This window comes from Ureibacillus sp. GCM10028918 (assembly GCF_042666115.1).
Taxonomy (GTDB): Bacteria; Bacillota; Bacilli; order Bacillales_A; family Planococcaceae; genus Ureibacillus.
This window is the reverse complement of record NZ_JBHTFK010000007.1, coordinates 292,997-305,403: the sequence shown is the minus strand read 5'-3', so window position 1 is coordinate 305,403 and position 12,407 is coordinate 292,997. Positions and strand designations below refer to the sequence as shown.

Annotated in this window: 13 protein-coding genes and 1 pseudogene; 5 read left to right on the top strand and 9 right to left on the bottom strand. The window is 38.2% G+C overall.

Annotated elements, in window-relative coordinates:
• Positions 1–42 precede the first annotated feature (42 nt).
• From ACFQU5_RS10720 to ACFQU5_RS10710, 3 genes and pseudogenes are all read right to left on the bottom strand, one after another.
• Positions 43–201: pseudogene (locus tag ACFQU5_RS10720) on the bottom strand (GyrI-like domain-containing protein); the annotation flags it as partial.
• Positions 202–212: 11 nt separating this feature from the next.
• On the bottom strand, positions 213–674 hold the full coding sequence (locus ACFQU5_RS10715) for an NUDIX hydrolase (RefSeq protein ID WP_390287585.1): 462 nt from the start codon (positions 672–674) through the stop codon (positions 213–215).
• A gap of 28 nt (positions 675–702) precedes the next feature.
• Positions 703–1,602 carry a PhzF family phenazine biosynthesis isomerase gene (locus tag ACFQU5_RS10710; RefSeq protein ID WP_390287583.1) on the bottom strand — a complete coding sequence of 300 codons (900 nt, stop codon included), beginning with the start codon at positions 1,600–1,602 and terminating at the stop codon, positions 703–705.
• Between the two features lie 211 nt (positions 1,603–1,813).
• Here ACFQU5_RS10710 and ACFQU5_RS10705 point away from each other — a divergent pair, with 211 nt between their 5' ends.
• Positions 1,814–2,476 (top strand): phospholipid phosphatase, encoded by a 663-nt coding sequence (locus ACFQU5_RS10705; protein WP_390287581.1) that lies wholly within the window; start codon positions 1,814–1,816, stop codon positions 2,474–2,476.
• Between the two features lie 75 nt (positions 2,477–2,551).
• Here ACFQU5_RS10705 and uvsE read toward each other — a convergent pair whose 3' ends face one another.
• The 3 genes from uvsE to ACFQU5_RS10690 form a co-directional block, all read right to left on the bottom strand.
• Entirely contained in the window at positions 2,552–3,517 is a 966-nt protein-coding gene (gene uvsE, locus ACFQU5_RS10700) for a UV DNA damage repair endonuclease UvsE (protein ID WP_390287579.1), read from the bottom strand.
• Between the two features lie 141 nt (positions 3,518–3,658).
• Positions 3,659–4,102 carry an SRPBCC family protein gene (locus tag ACFQU5_RS10695; protein WP_390287577.1) on the bottom strand — a complete coding sequence of 148 codons (444 nt, stop codon included), beginning with the start codon at positions 4,100–4,102 and terminating at the stop codon, positions 3,659–3,661.
• A gap of 97 nt (positions 4,103–4,199) precedes the next feature.
• Positions 4,200–4,520 (bottom strand): hypothetical protein, encoded by a 321-nt coding sequence (locus ACFQU5_RS10690; RefSeq protein WP_390287575.1) that lies wholly within the window; start codon positions 4,518–4,520, stop codon positions 4,200–4,202.
• A gap of 163 nt (positions 4,521–4,683) precedes the next feature.
• Between ACFQU5_RS10690 and ACFQU5_RS10685 the strand changes: the two genes are divergently transcribed.
• Entirely contained in the window at positions 4,684–5,931 is a 1,248-nt protein-coding gene (locus ACFQU5_RS10685; protein WP_390287573.1) for an erythromycin esterase family protein, read from the top strand.
• A 186-nt stretch (positions 5,932–6,117) separates the two neighbouring features.
• Here the strand turns inward: ACFQU5_RS10685 and ACFQU5_RS10680 are convergent, their stop codons facing one another.
• Both ACFQU5_RS10680 and ACFQU5_RS10675 read right to left on the bottom strand, forming a co-directional pair.
• Positions 6,118–7,425 (bottom strand): Nramp family divalent metal transporter, encoded by a 1,308-nt coding sequence (locus tag ACFQU5_RS10680; RefSeq protein ID WP_390287571.1) that lies wholly within the window; start codon positions 7,423–7,425, stop codon positions 6,118–6,120.
• 205 nt (positions 7,426–7,630) lie between these two features.
• Positions 7,631–8,422: an IclR family transcriptional regulator domain-containing protein gene (locus ACFQU5_RS10675; protein ID WP_390287569.1), complete on the bottom strand. Its 792-nt coding sequence runs from the start codon at positions 8,420–8,422 to the stop codon at positions 7,631–7,633.
• Between the two features lie 126 nt (positions 8,423–8,548).
• On the opposite strand from ACFQU5_RS10675, the gene ACFQU5_RS10670 reads away from it, so the two are divergent.
• From ACFQU5_RS10670 to ACFQU5_RS10660, 3 genes are read left to right on the top strand one after another with little or no spacing between them, the layout of a single operon-like run.
• Positions 8,549–9,235, top strand: a complete 687-nt coding sequence (locus ACFQU5_RS10670; RefSeq protein ID WP_390287567.1) for a CoA transferase subunit A — start codon at positions 8,549–8,551, stop codon at positions 9,233–9,235.
• Positions 9,232–9,879: a 3-oxoacid CoA-transferase subunit B gene (locus ACFQU5_RS10665; RefSeq protein ID WP_390287565.1), complete on the top strand. Its 648-nt coding sequence runs from the start codon at positions 9,232–9,234 to the stop codon at positions 9,877–9,879. Before ACFQU5_RS10670 ends, ACFQU5_RS10665 begins: the two co-directional genes overlap by 4 nt.
• Before the next feature lie 14 nt (positions 9,880–9,893).
• Positions 9,894–11,096: a thiolase family protein gene (locus ACFQU5_RS10660; protein WP_390287563.1), complete on the top strand. Its 1,203-nt coding sequence runs from the start codon at positions 9,894–9,896 to the stop codon at positions 11,094–11,096.
• Positions 11,097–11,497: 401 nt separating this feature from the next.
• On the opposite strand, the gene ACFQU5_RS10655 is transcribed toward ACFQU5_RS10660, so the two are convergent.
• Complete coding sequence (locus ACFQU5_RS10655) at positions 11,498–12,379, bottom strand: helix-turn-helix domain-containing protein (protein ID WP_390287561.1); 882 nt, start codon at positions 12,377–12,379, stop codon at positions 11,498–11,500.
• Positions 12,380–12,407: the final 28 nt, after the last annotated feature.

Sequence of the window (12,407 nt, the reverse complement as noted above, 5' to 3'; positions counted from 1 at the left end):
ACTATTGAATCAAGTTATTCTTCTTAGAATAGGCACAAATAAATCTTTAGGGACTGTGACACATGCATCATGCCGACAACGATTTGGTTCAACTACATCCGGGTTATCTAAAGATATATCTATAAAGGATTCTTAAGGTGGAGAAAGTCCAATTCTAATTGCCCAGTTTATCAGTTTTCCCCAATGTTCCTGGGGTCTAAATCCTTCTTGAATTAATGCTCTTTGCCAACATACTGAATATAAGCATTTATAATAGGTAAATCAGGTGGACTTATATCGGATGGAAGTTCATTTAGATGGAAGAATTTCAATTCTTGAACTTCACTATGTTCTCGTTTTACTTCACCATGATAATCCTTGCATATGTAAGCTGCTACGACATTATAAACCTCATCTCCATGAGGATATTTATAATAGAATTCCTCTCCAGAATAGATATTAAATAATGTTAAGTTGTTCGCAATCAAACCGGTTTCTTCAAACAGTTCTCTTTTAGCCACTTGTTCCAAAGACTCCCCTAACTCCAATGAACCACCGGCTAAGCCCCAGCAATTATTGTCCTGACGAAGCTGCAATAATAGCCTATTCTCTTCATCTATTAAAAGGACACATGCTCCAGCCATAATAAGAGGTCTACTTCCGACTACATTTCTTAGATCCATTATGTAACCCATAAGCTCACTCCAACACGAATATAGATTTTCAATCTTCTAATAAAACCTTCATATCTTTAACATAAACAGCGTTCCCTGTAATTTGGATGTCAAATGATTCTTCGCTTTTTTGTACATGTACTTCAACGCGGCCATCTTTTTTCATTTCATGACCTTGCTCAACTATAAGTTTTAGAGAATTCTTAAAATTGTTATTTATATATGTTGCATAAAATGCCCCCATTACGCCTGAAGCAGTCCCTGTTACAGCATCCTCGATAGTTCCTGAATAGGGTGAAGAGAAGTGTCGGGCATGCATATCAGCATTAGGGTCATACGTTTCCAAACAAAAAGGATGAAGTGATGATTTAGGCATTTCCTTTAAAATTTCTGGAAACATCTTATTATCGGGCTCCATTTTTTGAAAAGAATCAAGTTCTTTGATGGGTATTAACAGGGTCCAAGTACCTGTACTTCCATAAAGGATCGGATAATTAGCATGAAGATCGGATTCTTTTAATCCTATTGAGGTCGCTAAGTCCTCTCTTGAACCTGTAAATTCCTTGAACTCGGGGGAAGCCTGTTTCATTGTTATAAAAATTTCGCCATCAACAGATGTGTTAATTTTAACAGGAAGAATACCGGCTTTTGTTTCAATTGTTATATCAGTTTTTTCTCCCAATAACCCTTTACTTTTCAGAGCATAGACAGTTGCAATGGTTCCGTGACCACATAAATTCATCTCATGACCCGGTGTAAAATATCGTATTCTAAGATCAGCAACATCCGATTTAATTGCAAAAGCCGTCTCATTAAAGCCAATTCTGAAAGCTATCTCCTGCATTTCTGCATCCGTCATTTCCTCGCCGTGCAAAACTACACCTGCAGGATTTCCCTTATTAGGTTCATTACTAAAAGCATCATAATGATAAACTGTTATCGACTTCATATCCCATTCCCCCTATGTAACATTTCATTATTTTACCATTAATTACTAATTATTGATAAACAAAACTAACTATTAATTTAATATTCAATAATTCTTCAATCGTTCTCTAAGGACAAGTATGACAACCTAAATTGAGCTAAAAAAAGTTAATTGCCATCCCATTAGTTGTATTTCAATCAAAATGGGTAACAATAGAAGAAGGAGTGATTCTATGAATACATTTATTTACTTCCTTCTTGCTTTTGGATATCTTGGTCTTTTAGTATGGGGACTGATTCTGTCAAAAAAGGATATCTGGAATCTGACCAATGTGCTTTTGCTCGTTATCGTCGGGCTTATTTATGATAATCTAATCATTGCAGCTGGAAGTTTTATTGGTGAAGGAGAACTACTCGAAGGATTAAGTTATGCGCGTTTCTGTTTACATGCCCTTTTCACACCTACACTCGTTCTGTTTGCTTTTGGTATTTGTTCTAATCTAGGTTTAATTTGGGCCAAAAAGACATATTGGAAAGTCATTTTCAGTTTCATAACGTTGGGGTTAGTTGTTTATGAACTCTTTACTTCGGTCATTGGTCTAGAGTTAAGGGCTAAGGAAGAAAATGGACTCTTAAGCTATGAAAGTGTTGAATCTGCTGGTCCAGTCATGGTGATTTTGGTTACAGTAGTACTTGTCATTGTGGGAATCATTTTACTTAAAAAATTTCGTTTTCCTTGGCTATTGACTGGAACACTTGTCATGATTTTCGGCAGTTTGTTAGGTATATGGATTAAGAACTTCCCAATTACGAATATACTGGAGTTTCTACTAATCCTGTCATTACTTTTAACAAAGCAGTTTCAAGTGAGAATGTCTGAAACATCAATCACATAGAGGTATTACTTTTGGGATATTAGCTTAACAAAAAAGAGTTGTCTCAATGGTTAGACGACTCTTTTTGTATTAATACTATTTTAAATAGAATGAGGATCCATCAATCACTTCAATGTCATCTCTTTTTTTAATTTCATTCATTAAAGTAAAAAGTGCTTCGTCCTTCTTTTTGGCTTCAATCATGCAATCGATTTGCGGGACTGTCCCTTTCACTTCTTTTAAAAACCTAAAAAACATGTCCACATCTATATAATCTGAGTGATGACGGAATTCAGATTCACTTTTTGGACTTGAAATATGCATTTTAATAGGAAGGGGTGAATCACTCCACGTTGCCAAAACACGGTCCCAATTCTCTTCCCAGCGTTCATTTTGATGGTGGGCAAGATGGTGATGATAGTCAAACACAAGCGGAATTCCTAATTTCTCGCATAAATACAGCGTATCGTTCAGCGTGAAGGATTTATCATCATTTTCAAGCATAATCATCTTCTGAATGCCTGTTGGAACATCTCCCCAATTATCAATAAAGCTCTCTAAGGATTTTTCCGTTTCCATGTATTTTCCACCCACATGGAGCACACAACGATGTGTAGGATCAATTTTCATTCCTTTGAGCAGCAAGTAGTGCAGTTTTAAGTTTTTTATGGAGCTAATAAATACGTCTTTTTTGTCAGAATTGAGAACAACAAAATGATCTGGATGGAAATCGATTCTCATGTTATTTTTTGTTGCATATTCTCCCACTTCTAGCAGTTTATTCCTAATCGGACGCATGTAATCCCAATCAAGAAGTGCTTCATGGTTGGCTAATGGAATGAGTCGAGAAGTTAAGCGATAAAAATGAATTTCATTAAAAAAGTTATTTTTCAGTAGCCTATGTGTATTTTCTAAATTCTTCAGTGTAATTTGCTCCAATTTGCGGATTGCCGCTTCACGATCATCAATCTTCTGAAATTGAGCAAAGGTCATTGTTTGGGATGGCGATGCATTCTTAAGTTCCATGCTCATTGCAACATACCCCAGTCGTATAATTGTCATCTTTCCACCTCAAACATAGTATGGAGGAAAAATGATGTTAGTAACCATTTCATATGAAGTTGTGCTCATAAATCAGAATGAAATAATAGAAAACAGCCTAGCAAACCCGCTAAGCTGTTCGTTGTTATTTAGCTACCTTACTTAATGAATCAAAGAAGCTCTTAAATTATTTATGCCATTTTCCAAGTAAGCCTTCAAACAAGTTAAGGTATAGACCCAGCCTTCTTTTTGTCCAAGCATTTTGTTTACTATCTCTGGGTCTTTTTCATTAAAACCCGCTTCCTTTACCTCTATCATCGTATTCGTCGAGTCCAACTCGTTTAGAATAATGGTTACAACTGTTTCCTCACCGAATTCTGTACCCCATGAAAAGATGATTTTTTTGTTCAGTTCGACTTCCATCACATTAATGAGTCCTTCTGCATTGTATTCATCATATCGTAATGTAACCGTCTTTCCTTCTTCCCATCTGTCAGAACTCGATGTGAACCAGTAATGTCCGATTTTTTCCGGGTCCACTATCGCTTCAAATACCTCATTGGCTGACTTACGTATTTGAAGTTTCGTTGTTATTTGTGAATTCATGAAAAATCATCTCTCTTTCAGTTATAGGTATGCTGCTTCAATAGTATTTCTCCTTTAATTCAACTTCAAAAAAGACAATAACCCTTCTAAGTCTTCACTAAAAAGCATCTGGTACAACATTCCAAATCAGATAAATAACAATGATTATATGGAATAATACTCCTATACTCATCGTACGAATGCTGAAGCTTTCAACTATATGGCTAATAAAATAAGACAGCCCAAACAGGAAAAAGCCATAAACAACAGGTAGTCCTACACTGTAAAATAATTTGCTTGACTCTGAAATATCTCCAGGCGGTGCATCAGCAGCAGTAAATAAAATGCTACCAATAAAAAGAGATAAGATTATCTCAACAAAATAAGTAAGTACGCTTGCGATTAGAAAATAAGAAGCTAAAACAATGGTTTGTTTCAAGGAAAAACCTCCCTACCCCTTGTCCAAATTATAGCATTAACTTGCTCAAATAACTTTCTTAAACATTATATCCTCCAGTGTAAATTCACTTGCAGAAATGCTCTTTATCGTGTTTCCCAAAGCCTGGCTTGGGTAAGCTAAAGCTAGAAAGGAGCGACATAAGATGACAAGAAAATTAATCAATGCCATTAAAGATCAGGCCCTTCCATTGAATGACGAAAGTTTGGACAAGATGCTCGAGGCAATTGGCAATGCCCGAATTGTTATGATTGGCGAAGCATCCCATGGAACATCAGAGTTTTACACAATCCGTGCAGAGTTCTCCAAAAGGCTGATTGAACAAAAAGGCTTTAATGTTATAGCGGTTGAAGGAGATTGGCCTTCAGTTCAGGCTATCAATCGATATGTAAAAGGCTACGAAGATGAAGATAAAACTGCAAAAGAGATGCTCGTGAAATCTTTTAATCGTTGGCCGAGCTGGATGTGGGCAAATGAAGAAGTCGAAGCGGTTACAGAGTGGCTAAAGGAGAAAAATAAATCATTGGATGAAAAGGTTGGTTTTTATGGAATCGACCTTTACAGTCTTTACGAATCCATTGATGAGGTGCTGAAATTTTTGTCAGAAAATCCTCAGTACAAGGTAGACTTGGAACATGCAAAAAAGGCTTTTTCCTGCTTTGAACCATACAACAGGATGCCGGAACATTATGCTCTTTCCACAGCTCACTTTACAGGTGAATGTATAAGTGAAGTTTCAACCTTGCTGAAATCCTTGCGAAATCATGAAGAACAATACTCAGACGTACATGAAGAGGACTTAAATGTCATCATGAATGCTCTTGTTGCCAAAAATGCAGAAGCCTATTACCGAGCAATGATGCAGGATGCAAAATCCTGGAATACCCGCGACTCGCACATGGTCGAAGCGATTAATGAATTAATGAAGTATCATGGAGAAGATACAAAAATCATCATTTGGGAACATAACACACATATTGGAGATGCTTCCCAAACAGATATGAAGGACGATGATTTAATCAACGTTGGCCAATTAATGCGAGAGCAATATGGCATGGACAATACATTTGCCATTGGGTTCGGTACTTATGAAGGTACTGTGATTGCCGCAGATAGCTGGGGAGATCCCTTGGAAGTTATTGACGTACCGCCTTCGAAACTCAGTACTTGGGAAGGACAGCTCCATGCTGCTGATGCTGACGATAAAATCCTGCTTTTTAATAAAGAAAATCGTGAACTATTCAATGACTGGATCGGCCATCGCGCGATAGGTGTTGTGTATAATCCGGAATTTGAAGCTTACGGAAATTATGTTCCTTCCAGAGTCGGCAGCAGATATGATGCCTTTATTTTCATCAATCAAACGAATGCTTTAAGACCTTTAAAGGAGTAAGCTGTACGTTATTCGTAAGCGTTCCAAGAATAGGAGCATTAGCAGCCCAATTGAAAGCGTGCTCCCCCTTTTGGTTTTCATCATTATAAACAATTAGTCAAAAAAAAGAATTAACAAAAAGTAAGCATCAACCCTGGATGGATTGACGCTTACTGTTAATTTAATAGATTTACGAGCAAAAAATTTTTACTTAAATAAAATATTAATCAGTTCCGAACCACCTAGGTACACAAACATTGCAACACATGCCACTAAGACAACATTAGGTAATGTTTTATTACGTAACGGCTGATCAATTTTCTTAGAGTTCAATAGTACTAAAAGTGAGATTGCTAAGAATGGCATAAATAAAGATCCAAGTGCCCCATAAAGAATAACTAGTTCTACTGGTTTCCCGAAGAAATATAGGATCATTGGCGGGAATGTTAACCAGAATAAAAAGAAACGATATGCTTTATCTGTCTCTTGAACTTGCTTACGTGGTGCATCCTTTTTTTGGCGAATCGTTTGTACAAAGTCTGCAAATAAATACGGAACCCCATTCCACACACCTAATAATGATGAAAAGGCAGCTGACCAAAAGGCAACTAAAAATACCCATTTCATCGGCTCGCCAAACTCTTGACCAAGAAGTCCAGCTAAATCAATAAGTCCTTGATCGCCTCGAAGATTAACGTCTGTCCCGAATAGGAATTGAGCACCAATAACTAAACCAGCAATTGTAAAGATAGCTGTTAAAGTATAAGCGACTTTTGAATCCAGACGCATAGTCGACACCCATTTTGGACCTGACCATTTCTTCTCAGCTAACCAATAACCGTACGAAGCCATTGTAATTGTTCCTCCTACTCCGCCGATCAAGCCCATCATCAGCATGAATGAACCGTCTGGCACACGCGGAACAAAGCCACTCATGAATTCTCCAAAGCTTGGTAAGAACAATAATGCTGTTCCAATAATGGTAAGAAACATTATTCCAATTAACACTGTCATTACTTTTTCAACTACATGGTACTTACCAAACCAAACAAGTAAAAATCCGGCCACTGCATGAATTGCTGCCCATGCCCATAATGGTATAACTGGGAACACTGCATACAAGGCCATTGCACATGTTGATGCGGCCGTTGCTCCGTAAACAAATCCCCAAAGAATTGAATAGACACCAAAATATCCAGTTGCCCATTTACCAAGCTGCTGCCACCCTTGTACCATCGTGCGTTCAGAAGCTAAATGCCATCTGCCTACCCCTTCATTTAAGAAGTATTTCAGTATGGACCCGACTAATATTGCCCATATAAAGGTCATGCCAAATTGTGTTCCGATTACTATTGATGTGATTAAGTCAGCAGTCCCAACCCCAGTTGCTGCTACTACAATCCCTGGGCCTACCTTCTTAAGTCTCTGTCCCATTGTTTCTGGCGGCGTCAATAAATAATCTGGTGCTGCTTCTACTGTAGTTGCCGCTACTCTTTCACTTGTATGCGTTTCCATTTAACCCCTCCCCAATGTACGCATTTCGTACTAAAGTACGCTATACGATTAAACGTAATTTAAGGATAACAAGTATGCTTCTTCGAGACAATACTTTTCTGAAAATTTTTTTTATTAAAAATTACTTCATAAATGTGACTACTCTACCCTTTAGTATGAATAAAACGCTACTGAAGGTTTAAATTATTGCTTTACAACTCTGCAATCATCGAATACTTACAATTTTCTCAACCTGATGTGCCAGCTCCTGTAGCTTGGGTAAAAACTCTTCCAGTAAACGTTGTTTGGAAACACGCCCTGCATGAACAGAACAATTAATAGCGGCAACCACTTCACCATTTAGTTTTCGAATAGGTACTGCAATTGAACGAACACCTTCCTCCAATTGCTGATCAACTCCTCCCCACCCCTTCTCTCGTATGCCCCTTAAGACTTTATAAAGTTCTTCTTTATCAACAATTGAGTTTTCTGTGAATTTCTCAAATTTTATTTTGTTTAAACGTTTATCTAATTCTTCTTGTGACAAGTAAGCCAGCAAAACTTGGCCCATGGACGTTGAGACTGCAGGCAAAGTAGAGCCAACTTCCAAGTTAAGTGACATAATTCTCTTTTTAGATACGCGAGCAACATAAAGAATCTTATCGTCCTCCAGAATCGAGATGGAGCTTGATTCTCCTGTTTCTTGAGTGAATGCTTCCATAAGTGGCTGGGTCATTTGCCAAACGGATGCCTGGGAAGTCAGGTAAACGGAACTTAGCTCGATAATTTTCATTGTAAGTGAAAATGTTGCATGGTCTGATTTTACATACCCTAAATATTCTAATGTTAAAAGAATCCTTCTCACAGTAGGTCTGCTTAAACCGGTAATTTGTGCAATTTCACTAGTAGAAAGGGATGGCTTATCCGGAGTGAACGTATTTAAGATTTGGAACATTCGATCGATTGATTGAACGTAATCTTTACTTTGTTTAAAATTTTCAGAATTTTTATTTGACATCATTTAAGCCCCCACGTAAGATGTAGTTGTACACATTGTGTATATATGTACACATAGTGTACAACTATAAGGTTAATAATGCAATTTATTTATAGAAAATAGAGAAATATTAAGGTGGGATTTTGTTTGTCAAAGATTAAAGAGACTGTAGAGGAAGCACTTCTGCCTATTCAAAATGGTGATAGAATCCTCGTGGGAGGGTTTGGACTAGTTGGTGCCCCCCTAACGCTTATTGAAGGTTTAACAGAAAAAGAAGTAAAAGACCTAACTATTGTTTCCAACAATCTGGGTGAGTCTGGTAAAGGTCTTGGCTTACTGCTTAATCAACATAAAATTACACATGCGATTGGGTCATATTTTACTAGTAATCGTGATGTTGGCACTTTCTATCAAAAAGGTGATCTTCAATTAACTCTCCTCCCCCAAGGCACTTTATCAGAAGCGTTGCGGGCAGGAGGCGCCGGCATAGGCGGTTTTTATACGAAAACAGCTGTTGGTACAGCATTGGCAGAAGGAAAAGAACAGCGTGAAATTGATGGCGAACTCTATGTTCTAGAAAAGCCGATTCGCGGCCAGGTGGCCCTCATACGTGCACATAAAGCAGATACTCTTGGCAATTTAGTATATTACAAAACTGCCCGTAATTTTAATCCTTTAATGGCGACAGCTGCAGATTATGTCGTTGCGGAAGTCGATGAAATTGTTGAACCAGGTGAGCTTAATCCGGAAGAAATCGTCACACCTCATCTGTTTGTTGATGCCATCATTGAAACGAAAAGGGTTTTAACAAGAGAAGGAGTGATCAGCCGATGAGTACCGTATTGTCTAAAGAACAAATTCAACATTCAATCGCAGCCCGTGTAGCACAGGAAATTCAAGCGTCAAGTGTTGTAAATCTTGGGATTGGCATTCCAACCTTAGTCTCACAATACGCTCTCGACCCTTCCATCTCCTTCCATACAGAAAATGGTTTATTGGGTGTCACAGATGTACATGAAGGTTATATTGATCCGAACCTGGTAAACGCAGGTAAATTACCAGTCGGTCAGGGTCTGGGTGCATCATTCTTTGACAGTGCTGAATCTTTTGCTATGATACGCGGGTCGCATATTGATATCGCCATTTTAGGCGCTTTACAAGTCGATGAAACAGGAATAATTGCCAATTGGTCGGTTCCCGGTAAAAATATCATCGGTGTCGGCGGCGCAATGGATTTGTTAGTAGGTGCCCGAAAAGTAATCGTGACAATGAGCCATACATCAAAAGATGGTTCCAGCAAACTATTAAAAAAATGCACGTATCCAATTACCTCTACACGTCAAGTAGACATGATCGTGACCGAACTAGCAGTATTTAAAGTTATCGATGGAAGATTGAATCTAATAGAGTTAATGAATGGTGCAGCTTTACAAGAAGTGGAGCGCCAAACAGAAGCTGACTTTATCGTGCAGTTGTAAAGGAGGAAGGGTTAATGAAGAATGTTGTAATTGTAGATGCGGTTCGGCTGGCCATTGGAAAACTTGGTGGTACACTCATCAATGAACAAGCAGATTATCTTGCTGCTGCGGTTTTAGAAGCATTAATCGAACGGACAGGAATCAGTAAAGACTCGGTTGATGAGATAATTTTAGGGCAGGCAAAACAAAGTGCAGATTTATCGAATGTTGCACGCGTTGCTTCATTACGGGCAAATTTCCCGCATCATATACCCTCATATACGGTTCATCGGCAATGTGGATCTGGATTGCAAGCGTTTAATAATGCCGTTCAGCAGATTCAAGCGGGTTATGGCGATATCCTTATCGCAGGGGGTACCGAGTCTATGAGTACTGCTCCTTACTATGTGAACGGTATGCGTTTTGGTGTAGGTGCCGGCAATGTACAATTCAAAGACCCCAACGTAGCGAGTCAAGCTGGCTCACAACCCTACGATCAATATGGCGATATCACTATGGGATGGACGGCTGAAAACTTGGCCGAAAAATACTCTATTTCAAGAGAACAACAGGATATATTTGCATTTACCTCCCAACAAAAAGCAGCTAATGCGATTGAAAACGGCTATTTTAAAGAGCAGATCATTCCTTATACTGTGAAGATGAGAAAATCCCAAACTGTATTTGAACAAGATGAACATCCCCGTCTTTCTGAAATAGTTGCTTTGGCTAAGCTTAAGGCGGTCTTTAAAGAAGGTGGAACAGTTACTGCAGGAAATGCTAGCGGACGTAATGATGGCGCTGCAGCAGTGTTAGTGATGAGTGAGGAAAAAGCCTTGGCTCATGGACTGACTCCGCTCGTGCGTGTTATTGCACAATCAGCTTCAGGGTGCGATCCCGTTCTTATGGGGCTAGGTCCAGTGTTAGCTACACGAAAAGCACTTGCCCAAGCAAACTTAACAGTTGAGGATTTAGATATTATTGAGTTAAATGAGGCTTTCGCTGCCCAAAGCTTAGCTTGTATTCAGGAGCTCGGCTTAGATATTGAAAAAGTAAACCCTAACGGCGGCGCCATTGCCCTAGGTCATCCCATTGGTGCGACAGGCGCGATTCTAATGACCAAATTAGTTCATGAATTAAAGCGGACAAATAAACGATATGGTTTAGTAACACTTTGTATCGCTGGTGGTTTAGGAATATCGACAATTGTAGAAAATATGGAGTTTATTAATTCATAAATAACATTTATTTCTTGATAAAAATATGCGGCCGCAGAAATATCTGTGGTCGTATATTTTATTGTAGCATTAAAGTAAAATAAGTTATTTATAGCATAAACTTGAAATAAAGAGATTCTAGAAAGAATGGATGCAGATAGTTTAATTAAATAACTCCTAATATCCTCTGGTACTTCTTCGACTGGAGGCTTTTTTAGTCTCTCTATTCCAGGTGAATCATGGCGAGGCAGGTTTTTTCTTCATATACCAATAGAGTAAATTGATTACACAATTCGCTATCCCCCCTTTTATATTTTTTGGTGGATAACGATTAACTCACAAGCTACTACACTATTAAATAACTTCAATAAAAAGAGCTTTAATCCTTCTTGGATAAAGCACTCATTAGTTAAATGTGTGAATCAATTTCTATATTTTTTATATTCAAATGGGGTCATGTTCATTGCTTTTCGAAACTTCTCGATGAAGTAACTGGTGCTGTTAAACCCTACTTGATAGGCGACATCTGTTACACTGTACTGAGGTTGTTGTAATAATATTTGGCTTTTTTGGATTCGATAATCGGTCACGTAGTTCAATGGTGACTTGTTTAAATATCGTTTGAAATATCGGCAGCATTCGGAACGACTTAATTGCCCTGCTAGTGCAATATCCTCTAGAAGAATTTTTTCAGCATAGTGTTGGTGAATCCAATTTAGCATTCTCTTCATCCTTTGGTTCTTTAGCGTTTCCCTCTCTTTAAACTCCAGTTGAATCCCATTTTTTACAAGATTCTTCCAAATGGATGTTAATTCTATACTTACCTCAATTTCATAGAATGGCTGGCTTTGGTGGATGTACTGTTCAATCGTCCTTATGGATTCCAAGATATTACTTGCCCAAGCATCTTTTGGTACTAAGTGTAAATATTGAAGATTAGTCGCTTGAATATACGGAGACACAAATGTCGTAAAGAGTTCATGCGATACAACGAAATTAGGAGATACATTTAAACAAATATAAACACAACCCGTACTATTCTCATCCTTTGCCATATGCAAACAGCCACTATTGATAAATAGGCCCTCTCCTTCTCGAATGGCAACTGGTTCTTCATTTATTTGAAAATTGGCTGTCCCTTTCACAACGTGAATAAATTGAAGTTCATCATGCCAGTGAAGTGGTATATAGCCATTAATATTCTCGCTTATGGTCGTTACATAACAGGCAACTGGCAACACAACAGTACGATGCTCCGTCAATTCTTTTAAATTTTGGTCAACGCTAAAATCTGTTATTTGCACGATCCACCTCAATATCCTTATACTTTTT